Source organism: Prauserella marina (assembly GCF_002240355.1).
In the GTDB taxonomy this organism is placed as follows: Bacteria; Actinomycetota; Actinomycetes; order Mycobacteriales; family Pseudonocardiaceae; genus Prauserella_A; species Prauserella_A marina.
The window spans coordinates 6,023,263-6,041,668 of the sequence record NZ_CP016353.1; the positions used below are offsets into that span (position 1 = coordinate 6,023,263).

The window sequence follows — 18,406 nt, forward strand, 5'->3', positions numbered from 1 at the left end:
GAACCGATGGACGCGGCGCGATTGCTCGGTGACTACTCGCGGGGGGATTTCTTTCTCACCACCGCGCAACGCTCCATTTTGGGTACCGGGGTCGCCGCCGGCATCACCGACTCCGACGAGCGACGGCTGTGCGAGCGGGTCGCCGCCGCGCTGGCGGACGAGCCGTCGGCGATCGCGGTGGGGGTGCTGCCGTTCGCCACTGGCGCCGGCAGCCCGGCGCGCATGGTGCTGCCCGCGCGAGCCAGGTTCGCGGGACCGGCCCACCCCGCTGTCGCGAAGGCTCAACGGCGAACGATCGGCACCCCGCTGCGCACGACGCCCGTTCCGACCCCTGAACAGCACGTCAGGGCCGTCGCGGAGGCGGTGAGCGCGCTTCGGGAGCGCGGGCTGCGCAAGGTCGTGCTCGCTCGTGCGCTCGACCTCGATTTCGGCCGAGAGGTCGATCCTGCCGACATCCTCGCCAACCTCGTCAAGGACAACCAGCGCGGCTACACGTTCGCGGCGGGGCTGCCTGACGGAAAGGACCTGGTCGGGGCGAGTCCCGAGCTGCTGCTCTCCAGGAAGGGCAACCTCGTGGTGTCCCATCCGCACGCCGGTTCGATGCCGAGATCGGCCGACCCGGTCACCGACATGGAGAACGGCAAGGCACTGCTGGCCTCCCGCAAGGACCACATCGAGCACACCGTGCTCGCGGAAGCCGTCGTGGAGGCACTGCGCCCGTTCTGCACCCGGTTGACCGCTCCGACGGTCCCCGAACTGGTGTCGACGCCGACCATGTGGCATCTGGGCACGACGATCACCGGTGAACTGGTCGACGACGACGTGACGGCACTGCGGCTTGCGGCAGCCCTGCACCCGACGCCCGCGATCTGCGGAACACCGACGGATTCGGCTCGGGAACTGGTCACCGAACTCGAACCGTTCGAACGCGGCTACTACGCGGGCGCGGTCGGCTGGGTCGACGGCGCGGGCGATGGGGAATGGGCGGTGTCCATCCGCTGCGCGGAGGTCGCACAGACCTCGCTACGGCTGTACGCGGGTGGCGGCATAGTGCCGGAATCCGACCCGGTCGCCGAACTCGAAGAGACATCGGCGAAGTTCGCCACGCTCCAGCGGGCGATGGGGGCGCCATCATGAGTGGCCGAGGGCGTGCCTGACGGATCGCTTCCTGCCAGCGCGCATCAAAGGCGCCATCAGACACGCCCAGGCCGGGCTCAAGGCGCGAGTACGGCCGGCCCTCTCCCGGAGCGGCCGGCTTTCGAGAGCGCTACTTGAGCGCGTTGATGAGCGCCTCGCGCTGGCGCTCGCCGAGACCGGCCGCCCGACGGTCGGGGTCGATACCGGCCTGCTCAAGCAACGCGGCGACCTTGACCGCACCGAGACCGGGTACCGCCTTCAGTAACTGCGTGACCTTCGTCTTGCCGACGGTCTTGTCTTCCTTGGCCCGCTTGAGCACCGATTCGATGCTCTGCTTGCCGGACTTGATCGACGCGAGCAGCTCCGAGCGCGCCTTGCGAGCCTCGGCCGCCTTGGCCAGGGCTTCGGCCCGCTGTTCCGGAGTCAACGTAGGCAGAGCCAACGTACTAATCCTTTCTTCTCGGGTGTCCGCGTAAATCGCGGCGATGACCATTGCCGAAGTGCTTGCACAAGCAAGCGCAGGCCAGGCCATCACGTACCACGGGCCCCAGTAAACGCCAAGACCAGCGAGAGCGCGAAATCGACACGCAATGACCCCCCAACCGGGCCACGCAGGTCAAGGCGACAACCCGCAGCGCGGAACAGCTCGACCGCTCTCGGTAACGGTTGTGCATTCAGCACATGTCCTGTGTCCGAATCCGGCACTACAGTCGCGCGTAACCCAGTTCACTGTCGAACGAGTCGCGGGAGCACCGATGTTGAGCACGATGCAGGACGACCAGTTGTCCATCGCCAATCTCCTCCGGCACGGGTCGACGCTGCACGCACGAAGCGAGGTCGTCACCTGGACCGGCTCGGGCGCGCGGCGGGAGAGCTACGGCGAGGTCGGCAGGCGGGCGGCCAAGTTGGCCAACGCCCTGCGCGGCCTCGGCATCACCGGTGACCAGCGGGTCGGCACGTTCATGTGGAACAACGCCGAGCACCTTGCCGCCTACCTCGCCATCCCCTCGATGGGCGCCGTGCTGCACACCCTGAACATCCGGCTCTTTCCCGAGCAGCTCGTCTTCGTCGCCAACCACGCGGAGGATCAGGTCGTCATCGTCGACGGCACGCTCGTGCCGCTGCTGGCCAAGCAGTTACCCCTGATGGAGACCGTCGAGCACGTGATCGTCGCGAACGGCGACAAGGCGACGCTGGAGGCCCCTGAGGGGGTCAAGGTGCATTCCTACGACGAACTGCTCGACGCACAGCCGGATACGTTCGATTGGCCGGTCATCGACGAACACTCGGCCGCTGCCATGTGTTACACCTCGGGCACGACGGGTGACCCGAAGGGTGTCGTCTACTCGCACCGCTCGATCTGGCTGCATTCGATGCAGGTGTGCATGAGCGACAGCATGCGGCTCGACCAGTCCGACTCGGCGCTGGTCATCGTGCCGATGTTCCACGCGATGTCGTGGGGAATGCCATACGCGGCCTTCATGGTCGGCGCCTCGATGATCATGCCGGACCGGTTCCTCCAGCCGGAACCGATCGCACAGATCCTCGCGGCCGAGAAACCGACCTTCGCCGGAGCCGTTCCGACGATCTGGCAGGGCCTGCTCCAGTACCTCGACGCGAAACCGCAGGACATCACGCACCTGAGGGAGGTCGTCGTAGGCGGCTCCGCGGCTCCACCCGCGATGATGCACGCGTTCGAGGAGCGCTACGGCGTTCCGATCCTGCACGCGTGGGGCATGACGGAGACCTCGCCGCTTGGCAGCGTCGCGAGGCCACCCGGTTCGGCGGACGGCGAGGAGTCCTGGCGCTACCGCTACACGCAGGGCCGCTTCCCCGCTTCGGTGAGGGCGAGGCTGATCGACGACAACGGCGACGAGGTGCCGTGGGACGGCACGAGCGTCGGCGAACTGGAGGTGGCGGGGCCGTGGATCGCGGGTGCCTACTACCGCGAAGCCGACAACGAGAAGTTCCACGACGGCTGGCTGCGCACCGGTGACGTCGGCAAGATCACCCCTGACGGATTCCTGACACTGACCGACCGCTCGAAGGACGTCATCAAGTCCGGCGGTGAATGGATTTCCTCCGTCGACCTGGAAAACCAGGTGATGGCTCACCCCGCCGTCGCGGAGGCGGCGGTGGTTGGCGTTCCCGACGAGAAGTGGGACGAGCGGCCCCTGGTCGCGGTCGTGCTCCGCGAGGGAGAGCGGGTGAGCGCGGCGGAACTTCGCGAATTCCTGGCCGACAAGGTCGCCAAGTGGCAGCTTCCGGAGCACTGGACCTTCATCGAGGAGGTTCCGAAGACCAGCGTCGGCAAGTTCGACAAGAAGCGGCTGCGCGCGGCTCACACCGAGGGGAAACTGGACATCAGCCACTTCTGAATCGGTTACCCGCGAGGTAATCGACGCGCGCCGCCTGGCGCGGCAGAGTCGGCTCATGTCCGCCAACGAATCACCCGCCCCGTCTGACGCCGCCACCGCGCTCTTCCACGAGGCGATGCCGTTCACGAAGCGGCTCGGCGTGGAGGTCGTCACGAGTACGAAGGAGCTGGTGCGCGCTCGCATCGCATGGGAAGCGTCGCTGTGCACGATCGGGGGAATCCTGCACGGCGGCGTTCTCATGTCGCTCGCGGACGCGACGGGTGCCATGTGCGCTTTCCTGAACCTCCCGGAAGGCGCGCAAGGCACGACGACGATCGAATCACACACCCACTTCCTCAGACCGGTCCGCGAGGGATTCGCGACGGCGTCGGCTCGCGCGCTGCACGCGGGAAGGCGCGTGATCGTCGTCGAGACGGAGATTCACGGAGAGAACGGCAAGCCGGTCGCGAAGGTCACGCAGAGCCAGGCAGTGGTCTAGACAGCATACCGGCGGCGGTTTACAAGTCCGCGATGAGCGACGAAAATCCTTTGCCACCAACTGTGGTGAGGGGTGAGGTTCGGATGCGCGGACGTCTGTTCACCGTCCTGCTGGCGACGGTCGCCGCGACCGCGACGACCGTCGTGGTGCATCCCGCTGCCGTCGCGGCACGCGAGGACGAGGACATCGACTATCGCGGCTGGGCCTCGCCCGCCGACCTGGGAAAGGGTGAGCTCGCGGGGGTCGAACTCGGCGAGGACGGCATTCGCATCGGTGAGCCCGCCGGAACAGAGAACGGTTACGAGTACGGCAATTGGACATCCCCTCGCTACACCCCCGGGTTCGACGCGACCGAGCTGATCGCGTCGTGGAACGCCGCGACGCCAGAGGGAACGTGGCTGCGAATCGAGGCGAAGGCGCTCACGAGCGACCACGAGGACACCGCGTGGTACGTCATGGGCGAGTGGGCGTTCGGCGACAGCGACATCGAGCGGACGACCGTGACCGGCCAGTACGACGAGCACGCCACGGTCAACGTGGACACCCTCGCCGCGAAACCGGGTGTCGGCTTCCGCGAGTTCCAGCTCAGGGTCTCCCTCTTCCGCGAAGCGGGGAGCACGGCGACTCCGGTACTGCGCGCGGCGGGCGCGATGACCTCTCGCGTGCCCGACCGCTTCGAGGTGCCCATCTCGGAGCCGGGCCCCGCGACGGGAATCGAACTGGCCGTACCGAAGTACGCACAGAACCTGCACAAGGGCAACTACCCCGAATACGGCGGTGGCGGCGAAAGCTGGTGCAGCCCCACCTCGACCGAAATGGTCGTCGAATACTGGGGGAAGGGGCCAAGCGAGCGGGAACTCGACTGGATCCCCGATGGCTACGTCGATCCGAGCGTCGCGCACGCGGCGAGGCACACGTTCGACTACTCCTACGACGGCACCGGAAACTGGCCGTTCAACACCGCCTACGCCGCGCACTACGGGCTCACCGGGCACGTCACCAGGCTGCACTCGCTCACCGAGCTGGAGACCTACATCGCCAAGGGAATCCCGGTGATCACGTCGCAGTCGTTCCTTGAGAGCGAACTCGACGGCGCCGGATACGGGACGGCCGGACACATCATGGTGGTCGTCGGCTTCACCGACGACGGCGACGTGATCGTCAACGACCCTGCCTCCGACACGACGGAGGGAGTACGCAACGTGTACCCGAGGGCTCAGTTCGAGACGATCTGGCAGCGCACGAAGCGATACGACGCCGAAGGCAACGTTGCGAGCGGGCCAGGCGGCATCGCCTACCTCATCACTCCCTGAGCGGGCAACCCTCTTTCCAGTGACCGTGAGCGGCGTGGTCAAACCCATGCGGATGTCGCCATAACCACATCATCCGTGGCAAGCTGCGGCTTGCCGGCAATGTGGTCGAAAGGACGTGGCGAATGCCGTATGAGGTACAGGGCGTGGTCGCACGCGCCAAGGGTGAACCCGTCTCGCTGGAAACCGTGCTCGTGCCGGACCCCGGCCCCGGCGAAGCCGTCGTCTCGGTCAAGGCGTGCGGGGTCTGCCACACTGACCTGCACTACCGCGAGGGCGGAATCGAGGACAAATTCCCGTTCCTGCTTGGCCATGAGGCCGCCGGATACGTCGAGAGCGTCGGTGAGGGCGTCACCGATCTCGAACCAGGCGACTTCGTGATCCTGAACTGGCGGGCGGTGTGCGGTACGTGCAGGGCATGCAAGAAAGGCAAGCCGTGGTACTGCTTCTCCACCTTCAACGCAGAGCAGCCCATGACGCTTGCCGACGGGACACCGCTGAATCCCGCTCTCGGTATCGGCGCCTTCATCGAGAAGACGTTGGTCCACAGCGGACAGTGCACGAAGGTCGATCCGAGTGTCGAGCCCGCCGTCGCCGGACTGCTCGGCTGCGGTGTGATGGCCGGTATCGGAGCCGCGATCAACACCGGAGCGGTCGGCAGGGGTGACTCGGTCGCCGTCATCGGCTGCGGCGGCGTCGGTGACGCGGCCATCGCAGGCGCGAGGCTCGCCGGCGCGACCACCATCGTCGCGGTGGACATGGACGACAGGAAACTGGAGTGGGCCAAGGATTTCGGGGCGACGGCGACGCTCAACGCCACGGGCAAGAGCCAGGACGAGATCGTCGAGGCTGTCCGTGAGCTGACCGGTTCCTTCGGCGCCGACGTCGTGATCGACGCCGTTGGCAGGCCGGAAACGTGGAAGCAGGCGTTCTACGCGAGGGACCTCGCCGGTACCGTCGTGCTCGTCGGCGTTCCGACGCCGGACATGCGGCTCGACGGCCTCCCGCTGATCGACTTCTTCGCTCGCGGCGGTTCGCTCAAGTCGTCCTGGTACGGCGACTGCCTTCCCTCGCGTGACTTTCCGATGCTGGTCGATCTCTACCAGCAGGGGCGGTTGCCGCTCGACAAGTTCGTCACCGAACGCATCGCGGTCGACGGTGTCGAGCAGGCGTTCGCCAGGATGCACACCGGTGACGTGCTGCGCAGCGTGGTGGTGTTCGACTGATTCTGTTCAGCGACACGGATTTTCCGGCCGACCCCTATCCCGGTGCGCGACCAGCATGCTCGTTCGTGCACCGGGAAGGGGCGGGCCATCCGTTCGACGAGGCACCGGAAGGCTGGCGCGAGAACCGGATTCCGGTACTGGCCTACGGTTCGAACGCCTGCCCAGCCAAAATCACGTGGCTGCGCAGGTCGCTCGGGTTGACCGGGCCTGTCCTCGTCGCGCGTGCCGAATGCCGTGACATCGCAGCGGTGTGGGCAAGCGGGCTGAGAGCGCGGGACGGCCAGCGTCCCGCGACGCTCACGGCCGCGCCCGGCGTCACGGAATGGCACGCCGTCTGGTTCGCGACCGAAGACCAGGTCGCTGTCCTCGACGTGTGCGAGGGACGCGGAGTGCGCTACGAGCTGGCGCGGTTGCGCACCGGCACGATCACACTCGACGACGGCTCACGCGTCGATCCCGTGCTCGCCTACGTCGCGGCAAGCGAGGCGAGGATGCCGCTGCTCGTCGAAGGGGTCGCCGTCCGCACGGCCGACGTGCCACAGGCCCGCGCGCGCCTGCTGACCGGCGTCCCCGCCACGAGTCACGGTCTCGCCACGAGCCCGCCGTGAATCAGGGGACGAGCTTGCCGGGATTGAGGATGCCCTTCGGGTCGACCGCGCGCTTCGCCGCGGCGAGCACGGAAGCACCGATCTCGCCGATTTCCTCGGTGAGATAGGGCTTGTGATCGATGCCGACGGCGTGGTGGTGCGAAATCGTCCCGAGCCCTTCCACCGTGATGGCTTCGCTCGCGGCCTGCTTCGCCCTCTCCCACTGCCCAGCCGGATCACGCTCGTCCCTCGCGGCGAGGACGGTGAAGTACAGCGAGGCACCGGTCTCGTATGCGTGCGAGATGTGGCAGAGAACGAGCGGGCGGTGCAACGCCGACCGCAGTGCGTCGCTCACCCGCTCGTAGAGCGGGCCGATGTTCGACCAGTAGGCAGCCGTCTCCAGCGTTTCGACGCACACGCCCATGTCCAGCAGCGCGTCCCGCTGCCTCGGTCCGGCGAACCTGCCGCGCAGCCAGGTTCTGCCAGGCGCGCCGCCGAGGTTGATCGCGCCGACGGCGCGCAGGCCGCGCACCGCTTCGGCCCTGCGCGCCTTCGCGTTGCCGTACCAGCCGAGCACGAGCAGGCACGGCTCGGCGATCCCCCTCGCCCGGAGGTAACGGCGCAGTGCCGTGGTCTTCCAGTTCGCCGACAGCGCGAGCGCGGAATCCGTTTCGTCCACATCGGACAACCTGGTGACGTCGGCGAGCAACCCTCGCTGAGCGAGGTGCCGCACGATCGTGGTGCCACGTTCCCAGCCGTCGATCGCGAACGCCTCGAATCGCTCCTTCTCCGGCAGCTCCCTCACGCGAACGGCGACCTCGGTGAACACCCCGAGCGTGCCCTCGCTGCCGACGGCGAGCTGCCGCAGGTCGGGACCGGCGGCGGAGGCGGGAGCGACCCCGAGTCGCCACTCGCCGCTCGGGGTCGCCAGCCGCACCCCGGTGACCATGTCCTCGAACCTGCCGTAGCCACTGGACTCCTGCCCCGCCGACCGCGTCGCGGCGAACCCCCCGATGGTGGCTCGTTCGAACGACTGCGGGACGTGACCGAGGGTCAGGCCGTGTTCGGCGAGCCGCTGCTCCACGTCTGGCGTTCGCATGCCTGCCTGCAGAACCGCGATCCTGGAAACCCGATCGACCGAAACGAGCTGGTCGAGCCGGTCGAGATCCAGCGCGATGACCGCCTTCTTGTCGCCCCGCAGCGCCGTCACGCCGCCGACGACCGACGTTCCTCCACCGAACGGGACGACACCGACGTCGTATTCGGCACACACGTCGACGACGCGCTGCACCTGTTCGGGGTCGGCAGGGAGCACGACGGCGTCGGGCACCGCGATGCCGGAGGCCGGATCGCGGCGGCGCAGCAGGTCGAGATACGAAAGGCCGCCCGCCCTTCCGAGTCGCTCCGCGCGGTCGACGAGGACGTTCTCCGTCCCGACGACGTCGGCGAGCGCGACGGCCTCGGCGTCGCCGAGCCGGGAAGGCTCGACACCGATGGCGGAATCCGGCGCGATCGGCGCGCCTTGCGGGCATGGGCCGATACGCTGGCCGAGCCAGCGCACCGCTTTGGGGACCAGGTGGACCGCGGCGGCCCCTTCCGGGGTCCACGCGGCGCGCAATCGGTGGTCAGCGATCTCATTCACCGCTAAAGTGTGACACATGCAAGCCGAACGTCACACTGTTGTCGTGGGGCGCAGCGCGCTCGCGGGCAGCCGCGACCGCGGCGGGGCGACCCGCGTACCGGACGACCTCCTCCTCGACGCCGCGAAAAGCTGCGTGCTCAACTCGGGGGTCCGGCGCACCACGCTGGCCGAGATCGCCCGCACGGCCAAGGTCAGCAGGATGACGCTGTACCGGCGGTTCCCCGACGTGCACAGCATTCTCGCCGCGCTCATGACCCGCGAATTCGGTCTGCTGCTCCACGGCGTCGCGGCGGAGGTCCCCCACGCGGCGACGGCGAGGGAACGACTCGTCCGCAGCGCGGTGGCCGGGGTGAAGGCGCTCGTGGCCGACCCGCTCATGCGGACCGTGCTCGACGTCGACGCCGAACTGGTGCTTCCCTACGTGACGCAACGGCTCGGGGCGACCCAGAAACTCGCGGAGGAGGTCCTCCGCGATCTTGTGGTCACCGGACAGGAAGACGGCTCCGTCCGCATCGCGGAACCCGCCGTTCAGGTGCGTTCGGTACTACTCGTCGTGCAGTCGTTCGTGTTGTCGCTGCGACCGGCCACCGCGGGAGTCAGCGAGCAGGCCCTGCTCATTGAACTCAGACACATCCTCGACGCGGCGCTAGCCCCATGATCAGGGCATCGCTTTCCGCACGGCGGAGAACGGCCGAACTGAGCGCGCTCGTCTCGGGTGAACAGGTCGACGTACTCGTCGTCGGCGGTGGCGTCACCGGGGCGGGCATCGCACTCGACGCCGCCAGCCGAGGGCTTTCGGTCGCTCTGGTCGAGGCGAAGGACCTGGCGTTCGGGACGTCCCGCTGGTCGAGCAAGCTCGTACACGGCGGGCTGCGCTATCTCGCGAACGGCGAGGTGGGCCTCGCCATGGAAAGCGCGAGAGAACGCGGAATTCTCCTCACCACGACCGCCCCGCACCTGACAAGGCCGCTCCCTCAACTCTTCCCCCTCTACGACGACACCGCGCTGGCGAGCAGACTGCTCACCGACGCGGGGCTGCACGCGGGAAACCTGCTGCGCACGGCCGCGCGAACCCCGGGAAAACTACTGCCGAGGCCACGTTCGGTTCCCTCTGCGGAAGCACTCGCGCTCGTGCCGGGACTACGCAGGACCGGCCTGCGGGGCGGGCTGCTCTCGTTCGACGGCGCGCTGACCGACGACGCCCGCCTCGTCGTCACCCTCGCCCGCACGGCCGCCTCCTTCGGGGCGAAGGTATTGACCAGGCTCGCGGCGACCGAACTGCGCGGGGACAGGGTCCTCGCGCAGGACACAATCTCGGGTGACACCGTCGAAATCCGGGCCCGTCAGGTCGTCAACGCGACCGGCGTGTGGGCAGGCCAGCTCGTACCCTCCGTGAAACTGCGCCCTTCCCGTGGCTCGCACCTGATCCTCGACACCGCACGCACCGGCCTCGCCGAATCCTCCTTGCTTGTCGGTGTCGCGGGTGAGACCAATCGCTTCGTATTCCTGCTTCCGCAACCACACGGGGTGACCTACGTCGGCCTCACCGACGAACCGATCGAGGGCGACACTCCCCCTGGCGTGGTCACCGCACCACAGTCCGATGTGGACTTCCTGCTGCGGACCGCGTCATCGGTCCTCGATCGCCGGCTGGGCGCCGACGACGTCATCGGCACCTTCGCCGGGCTGAGGCCGCTCATCGAGTCGGAAGGCAGGAGCGCTGATCTTTCCCGCAAGCACGCCGTACTCACCGACCCCGACAACGGAGTCATCACCGTCGTCGGAGGCAAACTGACCACATATCGCAAGATGGCGGCCGACGCGGTCGACGCCGCTCTCGCAAGCACCGGCCTCGCGGCAGACCAGTGCCGGACGGCGAACCTACCGCTGCTCGGGGCGGCAACCCGGCCTCAACTGTCCATGGTGGACGCACCGGCGAGACTCGTTGCCAAGTACGGAACCGAGGCTCCGAGGGTCGCCGCGCTTGGTGAGGTCGACCCCGAACTCGGAAAGCCGTTGTTCCCCCATTGCGACATCACGGCCGCCGAGGTCGTATGGGCCGTGCGGCACGAGGGCGCACTTGACGCCGAGGACGTCCTGCACAGGCGGACCCGGCTCGGCCTTGTCCCCTCACAGGCCGAGGCCGCCCGGGAGACCGTGGCCGACCTCGTCGGCCGTACCCTGCGCGGTATGGGCGAATCCGGTTGACGGCAACCCCGCTTGACGTCACAGTCGGATCTGGGCCCGAGCGCGGTACACAATAGAGTTGTCAGAGTTCTCCCGGCGCTCGGAGTTGCCGGAGTGCCCAGGTTTCAGCATGCTAGCGGCCCGAGGAGTCCGATGTCAGAGCGAACACTGGAAATCGACCGCGTTTCCAAGCGGTTCGGCGACATCACCGCACTCGATTCCGTCAGCTTCGACATTCGGCCTGGTGAGCTGTTCGGCTTCGTCGGCAGCAACGGTGCGGGCAAGACGACCGCGATGCGGATCGTGCTCGGCGTGCTCGCCGCCGACTCCGGCGAGGTGCGGTACGACGGTGAGCCCGTCGGCCACGAGACGCGAACACGGATGGGCTACATGCCGGAGGAGCGTGGCCTCTATCCGAAGATGAAGGTGCTCGACCAGCTCGTCTACCTCGCCCAGCTTCACGGCCTGCCCGCGAACGAGGCGCACCGCAGCGCCGAAGACTGGATCGGCAGGCTCGGGCTCAGCGAGCGGCGGGGTGACGAGGTACAGAAGCTTTCGCTCGGCAACCAGCAGCGCGTCCAGCTCGCCGCCGCGCTCGTGCACGATCCCGATGTGCTCGTGCTCGACGAACCGTTCTCAGGGCTCGACCCGATCGCCGTCGACGTGATGAGCCAGGTTTTGCGCGAAAAGGCAGCGACGGGGGTCCCCGTCGTGTTCTCCAGCCACCAGCTCGACCTCGTCGAGCGACTGTGCGACAGGGTCGGCATCATCCGAAGTGGACAGATCGTCGGTTACGGCTCCGTCGCCGACCTTACAGCGAACGCGGCACCCCGGATCACGGTCGTCGCACCCGGGGCACCATGGGGCTGGGCCGCCGCGCTACCGGGGGTCAGGGTGATCTCGGAGCAGCCGGAAAGCACTGTGGTCGAACTCGGTCCCGATGTCGACGACCAGGCCGTGCTCACCGCCGCGCTGGCGACAGGGCCAGTGCACGAGTTCGCACGGCACCGGCCCTCGCTCGCCGAATTGTTCCGCAACGCGGTCACGGAAGGATCTGTGGCATGACGGCAGGCAAACGTTCGGTGTCACCGGCGACGGCCGTCCGGCTCGTCGCGACGCGGGAGCTCAACGCCCGCCTTCGCACAAGGGGCTTCCTCATCGGCACGGCGGCCATCCTCGTCGTGATGATCGGTTATCTGCTCTTGCAGGCCAACCTTTTCGATCGAGCGGACCGGACGAAGGTCGGACTCGCCGGGCAAGCCGCTGCCATCAGCGAACCATTGCGCGCCGGCGCGCAACAGGTGGGGGTGGACATCGAGACGGTGAAGGTCCCCGACGCCGAAACAGGCAGGGCCGAGGTGGCTGACGGCGAACTGGACGTGCTCGTCACCGGGAGTCCCGCCAGCCTCCACGCGCTCGCAAAGTCCACTGTGGACCAACAAACCGAGGCGTTGCTCAACGCGATCTCGCGACAGGAAGTGCTGAGCGCCAAGCTGATCGAGTCGGGCCAGGTGCCCGGCGACGTGATGCGGGAGGTCAACTCGGCGAGCGTCGAGGTCAGCACGCTCGAAACCGCCGACCCCGACGAGGGACAGCGTATCGCCGTGGCTCTCGTCATGCTGTTCCTGCTGTATATGAGCATCACGACCTACGGATCGCTTGTGGCGCAGGGCATCGTGGAGGAGAAGGCGAGCAGGGTGGTGGAGATCCTGCTCTCCACCGTGCGACCGTGGCACCTGCTTCTCGGCAAGGTGATCGGACTCGGTGTCGTCGGTCTCGTGCAGCTTCTGATACTCGGCGGCGTCGGTCTGGTCGTCGCGACGGCGACCGGGGTGCTCACGATCGCGGGCGTCGCGACCAACACGCTGCTGTGGGGATTGCTGTGGTACGTGCTGGGATTCTTTCTCTATGCCACCATTTTCGCGGCGGCGGGTTCGCTTGTGTCGCGGCAGGAGGACACGCAGACGGTGCTGACCCCGGTGACGATCATCCTGCTTGTCGGTTTCATCGCGGGCTTCACGGTCGTCCAGCAGCCTGACGGGGCGGCGGCGGTCGTGCTGTCGCTCATCCCGTTGCTGTCGCCGATCCTCATGCCGAGCCGGATCGCGACGGGGGCGGCGGGTCCGTGGGAGATCGTGGCCGCGCTGGTGCTGACGTTGGCGGCGATCGCGGCGTTGACCTGGCTCGGCGGCAAGGTCTATCGGGCCGCCATCCTGCGAACCGGTAGCCGGATCAAGCTGGCCGATGCTCTGAAGGGCTGACCGCCTCGCCCCGAGGCCCGGCCGACCGGCGCGCGGAGCGGCCGAGGCGCCGGGCGCGGAGCGCGAGCGAGCGGCGCGGAGCGCGAGCGAGGGCGGTGGCGAGGCGCGCGACGGGCGCGAGCGAAGGCGGTGGCGCGAGGCGGCGACAGGGCAGGCGGGCGCGGAGCGCCGGGCGCGGCCGGGGCGGGGCGGCGCGGAGCGACCGGGGCGCGGCCGGGCAGGCGGGCGGCGGCGCGCAAGCGCGGACGGGCGGGGCGCGGCGGCCGGGGCGGGGCGCGGAACGCGCGAGCGAGAGCGGTGGCGCGAGGCGGTGACGGGGCGGGCGCGCGAGCCAACGGGCGGGCGGGCGAGCAGGCGAGCTGCCGGTTGACACGAGTGGCCCGTTGCCGTCCGCAAACATCGGCGAGTCCCCCGTCCAGGACGTCGAGAGCCGCACTCGGGATGGCGAGTTCTGCACTCAGGACGTCGAGGTCCGCGCCGAGGACGCCGAGATCCACATTCGTGCAGGCGAGTTCTGCGTATGTGTGGGCGAGATCCGCAGTCGTGCACGCGAGAGCCGCGCCCGGGACGTCGAGAGCCGCACCCGGGCTGCGAGGTACTACGCGGCCCGAAGCGAGACATGGCGCGGCCCGCGGGGCCGGAGCTAGCCGGTACCCGGGCACAGGGCCCGAACGCGCGGACGCGGCCGCCGAGCGCAGATCTCACCATGCCAGAAGCGGATCTCGATGCCCTGAACGCGGAACTCAACGTCCTGGATGCAGAACTCGGCGTCCTGAGTGCGGATCTCGGCGTCCACGGGGCACGGGCATGGCACACACAGGCCCCCAAGGTTTGTCTTCGCGAAACCTTGGGGGCCTGTGTCAGTCAGCGAGTCAGCGGTCGCCGATCGCCTTGTACTCGCGCTGCTTCTCGCCCGTGTAGATCTGCCTCGGCCTGCCGATCTTGGTCGCCGGGTCGTTGATCATCTCGCGCCAGTGCGCGATCCAGCCAGGCAGCCTGCCCAACGCGAACAGCACCGTGAAGAACTGCGTCGGGAAACCGAGCGCTCGATAGATGAGGCCGGTGTAGAAGTCGACGTTCGGGTAGAGCTTGCGCTCGACGAAGTAATCGTCGGAAAGCGCACGCTCCTCCAGCGCCTTCGCGATGTCGAGCAACTCGTCGCCGCCCGCGATCTTCGACAGAATGTCGTCAGCGGTCTGCTTGATGATCTTCGCGCGCGGGTCGTAGTTCTTGTAGACCCGGTGCCCGAAGCCCATCAGGCGGACACCCTCTTCGCGGTTCTTGACACGGTTGACGAAGTCGTTGACGTCGCCGCCGTCGGCCTTGATGCCCTCCAGCATTTCCAGCACCGCGCTGTTGGCACCACCGTGCAACGGACCGAACAACGCCATGATCCCAGCCGAGATCGAGGCGAACAGGTTCGCTTCCGACGAACCGACGAGCCGCACCGTCGAGGTCGAACAGTTCTGCTCGTGATCGGCGTGCAGGATGAACAGCAGGTCGAGCGCCTTGGCGATGTCCGGGTCGATTTCGTAGGGCTCGGCAGGAAGACCGAAGGTCATCCTGAGGAAGTTCTCGACAAGCCCCAGCGAGTTGTCCGGGTAGAGGAACGGCTGGCCGATGGACTTCTTGTAGGCGTAGGCCGCGAGTGTGGGGACCTTTGCCAGCAGGCGGATCGTGGACAGCTCGACATTCGGTTCGTCGAATGGGTTGAGCGAATCCTGATAGAACGTCGACAGCGCCGAAACCGCGCTGGAGAGCACCGGCATGGGGTGCGCGTCGCGCGGAAAGCCGTCGAAGAACCGCTTGAGGTCTTCGTGCAGCAGGGTGTGCCGGTTGATCTTCGACGTGAAGTCGTCGAGTTGGGCCTGCGTCGGCAGTTCGCCGTAGATCAGCAGGTACGAGACCTCGATGAACGTCGAATTCTGCGCGAGCTGCTCGATGGGGTAACCCCGGTAGCGCAATACCCCTTGATCGCCATCGATGTAGGTGATGGCCGAGGACGCCGCTCCGGTGTTGACGAAGCCAGGGTCGTAGGTGATGTAGCCGGTCTGGGCAAGCAGCTTCCCGAGTTCGATGCCAGGGGCGCCCTCGACAGCGCGGACGACCTTCAACTCGTGCTCGCCGTTCGGAAGGCGGAGTACGACGTTCTCGCCCCCGGACTGCGCCGCAGTCGCGTCGGACATGCAAATGCCTCTCACGGTCACACGGGCCGGTGGTGACCGCAGGTTCTGCTGGTCACCGGGTTCGCACACGAGAGGACTTTGCACCTCGCCGCACACCGCCCCGCTGGGGTATGGAATTCCCCCTTACGCTAGTCCAGAAGACGCCCACTTCGCAGCCGTGGCGTTACCCACAGCTAACCGTTTGCGATCAGGTTCACACGGTAGGCGTTCGGCAGGCCGAGGTCCGTGATGCACGACTCACCGCGCTCGCGCGAGTTCGTCGGCCGTCGGCGGTTCGGCACCGCTTCGCGACACCGTGATCGCCGCCGCGGCAGCGGCATGTTCGAGCGCTCGCGACCAGTCGACCTCACCGAGTGCCGACAGGTCGGTCACTCCGCGCTGATCGAGCCAGGCGAGTAGTGCACCTTGGACGGTGTCGCCGGCGCCGATCGTGTCGATGACGTCGACGGGAACGGTCGGTGTGGTGACTATCTCGCCTTCCGAGGTCACCACGGAAAGTCCTTCACCACCCTTGGTAAGCACGACGGCATCCGGTCCGGCTTCGAGCCACTCGCCCGCCGAGGCAAGGACATCACCGCCATCGGCAAGCCATTCCGCGTCGTCCAACGACACCTTGAGCAGATCGACGTACGGCAACCAGGACAGGAATCGCTTCCGGTACTCCCGCGCGTCACTGATCATGTCGGCCCTGATGTTCGGGTCGAGCGCGGTGAGTACGCCGCGCTCGGACTCCCTTCGCAGAACGGTCTCGTACACGGTGGCGCCGGGTTCGAGCACCATGCCGAGTGTGCCGAGCGAAAGGATCGTCACCTCGGCGGGAAGCGGTCCTGGATCGACAACAAGCCGATCGGCCGTTCCCTGCGTGTAGAAGCTGTACCTCGCCGCGTTCTGTTCGTCGAGCGAGACGACGGCGAGCGTGGTCGGTTCGTTCCCGCGTTGCACGAGCGAAAGATCGACACCGGAGTCACGCAGCCGGCCGACGAGCGCATCCCCGAAGGCATCGGTGGAAATCCTGGACAGGAAAGCGGAGCGGACACCGAGCCTCGCCGCGGCGATGGCGACGTTGTAGGGCCCACCGCCGAGCCTCGGCGCAAGATGGTCCACAGTGGACTCAACGGGTACGAGATCGACGAGTGCTTCGCCGCCGGAGACAATCACGGCCGCGATGCTAGCCGAGGACCCCCGCACTCTCCACAATCGATCAATGCGGGCGCAGTCCGCCGAGCAACAGTTCCGACAGTGCGGTGAACGCCTCCGCGTCGGTGACTCCGGCTCTCGCCCTCACGATTCCGGTCTGAATTCCGTCGATGAGCAGGCCGGCCATCTCCGCGATGAGCGTGGCGTGAACATCGCGGAAAACCCCGTCGGCGACGCCCTTCGCGATGAACGCGCTGATGCGTTCGGCCGCCGCCTTCGAGTTCATTTCGTACGTCGCCCTCGCGGGTTCGAACGCGGCGACGTCGGCCATGAACACATCCGAGGCGCGGTTGAGCTCGTCGGAAACCCCGGCGAGATAGACCTCGATGATCTTGCGGGCATCGCCGATCCCGTCGATACGTACCTCGATGCGCTCGGCCGCGCTCTTGAAGAAATGCGCCACGACCTTGACGGCGAGCTGTTCCTTGCTCGGCGCGAGCGCGTAGAGGGTCGTCTTCGAGCAATGCAGCCTGGCCGCGACGTCGTCGAGGGTGAATTCGACGAATCCCTCGGCAAGGAAGAGTTCGGCGAGTTCACCGAGCAGCCGCCGCTGCCTCGCGGTCGGCTGCCTACGGATCCGGGGTTGCATGACACCCATCCTGCAACAGTACTCTTCTGGACACGCCAGTATCATTTTCAGTACAGTAAATCGACTCGGTACCCAGCCACGGAGACGACGATGCCCGCGGAACGACTGCTACCCACCCCCGAGGCCGAAGACCTTCTCTCGCTCGCCCGCGAACTCGCCCGCGAGGAACTCGCACCGCTCGCGGCCGACTACGAGGCCGCGGAACGCTTCCCGAGGGAGCAGTTCCGCCTGCTCGGCAAGTCCGGCCTGCTCGGCCTGCCTTACCCGGAGCGCTGGGGTGGCGGCGACGTGCCCTACGAGGTCTACCTCCAGGTGCTTGAGGAGATCGCGAGCGCGTGGATGACGATGGGCGTCGGGCTTTCCGTGCACACGATGTCCTGCTTCGCGATCGCGCACGAGGGAACGGAAGCCCAGCGCGAGAAGTGGCTGCCAGCGATGTTGGAAGGCGACCTTCTCGGTGCGTACGCGCTGTCCGAGTCGCACGCGGGGTCCGACGCGGCGGCGCTGTCGACCAGGGCCACGCTCGATGGCGACCATTACGTGATCAACGGGTCGAAGGCATGGATAACGCACGGCGGTGAGGCCGACTTCTACACGACGATGGTGCGCACCGGCGAGGACGCCATCTCGTGCCTGCACATCGACGCCGCGACCGAGGGCCTTTCGGCCGCGCCCCCCGAACGCAAGATGGGTCTGACCGGGTCGACGACCTCGGCGCTACTCTTCGACAACGCCAAGGTGCCTGCCGAGCGTCTCGTCGGCGATGAGGGCAAGGGCATGCGCATCGCGTTGTCGTCACTCAGCTCGGGACGGCTCGGTATCGCCGCCTGCTCGGTCGGTCTCGCGCAGGCGGCGCTGGACGAGGCGCTGGCCTACGCGGAGACCCGGACCCAGTTCGGCAAGCCGATCATCGAGTTCCAGGGCATGGAGTTCCTGCTCGCCGACATGGCAGCCGCCGTGGAATCGTCGAGGGCCACCTACCTCGAAGCGGCAAGGCGCCGCGATCGCGGCCTCCCCTTCGCGAGGCAGGCTTCGATCGCGAAGCTCGTCGCCACCGACGCGGCGATGCGGGTGACCACCGACGCCGTCCAGGTGCTCGGCGGCGCGGGCTACACCCGCGACTTCCCCGTCGAGCGCTACATGCGGGAGGCGAAGGTGCCGCAGATCTTCGAGGGCACCAACCAGATCCAGCGCGTCGTCATCGCCCGCGAGCTGCGCAAGTCGTGAC

Annotated in this window: 16 protein-coding genes; 11 read left to right on the plus strand and 5 right to left on the minus strand. The window is 67.5% G+C overall.

Going from position 1 to position 18,406, the window contains the following annotated elements; genetic code table 11:
* Window positions 1-6: 6 nt before the first annotated feature.
* The gene (locus BAY61_RS27855) at window positions 7-1,137 is read left to right on the plus strand and encodes an isochorismate synthase (protein WP_091803531.1); all 1,131 of its coding nucleotides are present in this window, start codon (window positions 7-9) and stop codon (window positions 1,135-1,137) included.
* Between the two features lie 130 nt (window positions 1,138-1,267).
* Here the strand turns inward: BAY61_RS27855 and mihF are convergent, their stop codons facing one another.
* Window positions 1,268-1,579, minus strand: a complete 312-nt coding sequence (gene mihF / locus BAY61_RS27860; protein WP_176879692.1) for an integration host factor, actinobacterial type — start codon at window positions 1,577-1,579, stop codon at window positions 1,268-1,270.
* Window positions 1,580-1,892: 313 nt separating this feature from the next.
* Between mihF and BAY61_RS27865 the strand changes: the two genes are divergently transcribed.
* The 5 genes from BAY61_RS27865 (at window position 1,893) to BAY61_RS27885 (ending at window position 7,137) form a co-directional block, all read left to right on the plus strand.
* Window positions 1,893-3,515: a long-chain fatty acid--CoA ligase gene (locus BAY61_RS27865; RefSeq protein ID WP_091803528.1), complete on the plus strand. Its 1,623-nt coding sequence runs from the start codon at window positions 1,893-1,895 to the stop codon at window positions 3,513-3,515.
* Between the two features lie 55 nt (window positions 3,516-3,570).
* Window positions 3,571-3,993 carry a PaaI family thioesterase gene (locus tag BAY61_RS27870; protein WP_091803525.1) on the plus strand — a complete coding sequence of 141 codons (423 nt, stop codon included), beginning with the start codon at window positions 3,571-3,573 and terminating at the stop codon, window positions 3,991-3,993.
* Between the two features lie 83 nt (window positions 3,994-4,076).
* Window positions 4,077-5,306 carry a peptidase C39 family protein gene (locus BAY61_RS27875; RefSeq protein ID WP_091803978.1) on the plus strand — a complete coding sequence of 410 codons (1,230 nt, stop codon included), beginning with the start codon at window positions 4,077-4,079 and terminating at the stop codon, window positions 5,304-5,306.
* Window positions 5,307-5,428: 122 nt separating this feature from the next.
* Window positions 5,429-6,529: an S-(hydroxymethyl)mycothiol dehydrogenase gene (locus tag BAY61_RS27880; protein ID WP_091803522.1), complete on the plus strand. Its 1,101-nt coding sequence runs from the start codon at window positions 5,429-5,431 to the stop codon at window positions 6,527-6,529.
* 65 nt (window positions 6,530-6,594) lie between these two features.
* Window positions 6,595-7,137, plus strand: a complete 543-nt coding sequence (locus BAY61_RS27885; RefSeq protein WP_245865499.1) for a gamma-glutamylcyclotransferase — start codon at window positions 6,595-6,597, stop codon at window positions 7,135-7,137.
* A 1-nt stretch (window position 7,138) separates the two neighbouring features.
* On the opposite strand, the gene BAY61_RS27890 is transcribed toward BAY61_RS27885, so the two are convergent.
* Window positions 7,139-8,758 carry an FAD-binding oxidoreductase gene (locus BAY61_RS27890; protein ID WP_091803516.1) on the minus strand — a complete coding sequence of 540 codons (1,620 nt, stop codon included), beginning with the start codon at window positions 8,756-8,758 and terminating at the stop codon, window positions 7,139-7,141.
* A 16-nt stretch (window positions 8,759-8,774) separates the two neighbouring features.
* Here BAY61_RS27890 and BAY61_RS27895 point away from each other — a divergent pair, with 16 nt between their 5' ends.
* The 4 genes from BAY61_RS27895 to BAY61_RS27910 all read left to right on the plus strand — a co-directional run bounded on the left by BAY61_RS27895 (window position 8,775) and on the right by BAY61_RS27910 (window position 13,206).
* Window positions 8,775-9,416, plus strand: a complete 642-nt coding sequence (locus tag BAY61_RS27895) for a TetR/AcrR family transcriptional regulator (protein WP_091803513.1) — start codon at window positions 8,775-8,777, stop codon at window positions 9,414-9,416.
* Window positions 9,413-10,966: a glycerol-3-phosphate dehydrogenase/oxidase gene (locus tag BAY61_RS27900; protein ID WP_091803510.1), complete on the plus strand. Its 1,554-nt coding sequence runs from the start codon at window positions 9,413-9,415 to the stop codon at window positions 10,964-10,966. Before BAY61_RS27895 ends, BAY61_RS27900 begins: the two co-directional genes overlap by 4 nt.
* Before the next feature lie 132 nt (window positions 10,967-11,098).
* Complete coding sequence (locus tag BAY61_RS27905; RefSeq protein ID WP_091803507.1) at window positions 11,099-12,010, plus strand: ABC transporter ATP-binding protein; 912 nt, start codon at window positions 11,099-11,101, stop codon at window positions 12,008-12,010.
* Window positions 12,007-13,206, plus strand: a complete 1,200-nt coding sequence (locus tag BAY61_RS27910) for an ABC transporter permease (RefSeq protein ID WP_091803504.1) — start codon at window positions 12,007-12,009, stop codon at window positions 13,204-13,206. The genes BAY61_RS27905 and BAY61_RS27910 overlap by 4 nt, the downstream gene beginning before the upstream one ends.
* A gap of 872 nt (window positions 13,207-14,078) precedes the next feature.
* Here the strand turns inward: BAY61_RS27910 and BAY61_RS27920 are convergent.
* The 3 genes from BAY61_RS27920 to BAY61_RS27930 form a co-directional block, all read right to left on the minus strand.
* Entirely contained in the window at window positions 14,079-15,392 is a 1,314-nt protein-coding gene (locus tag BAY61_RS27920) for a citrate synthase (protein WP_091803976.1), read from the minus strand.
* A gap of 237 nt (window positions 15,393-15,629) precedes the next feature.
* The gene (locus BAY61_RS27925; RefSeq protein ID WP_091803498.1) at window positions 15,630-16,550 is read right to left on the minus strand and encodes a carbohydrate kinase family protein; all 921 of its coding nucleotides are present in this window, start codon (window positions 16,548-16,550) and stop codon (window positions 15,630-15,632) included.
* Between the two features lie 43 nt (window positions 16,551-16,593).
* On the minus strand, window positions 16,594-17,178 hold the full coding sequence (locus BAY61_RS27930; protein WP_091803495.1) for a TetR/AcrR family transcriptional regulator: 585 nt from the start codon (window positions 17,176-17,178) through the stop codon (window positions 16,594-16,596).
* Between the two features lie 90 nt (window positions 17,179-17,268).
* On the opposite strand from BAY61_RS27930, the gene BAY61_RS27935 reads away from it, so the two are divergent.
* Window positions 17,269-18,405 carry an acyl-CoA dehydrogenase family protein gene (locus BAY61_RS27935; RefSeq protein WP_091803491.1) on the plus strand — a complete coding sequence of 379 codons (1,137 nt, stop codon included), beginning with the start codon at window positions 17,269-17,271 and terminating at the stop codon, window positions 18,403-18,405.
* Window position 18,406: the final 1 nt, after the last annotated feature.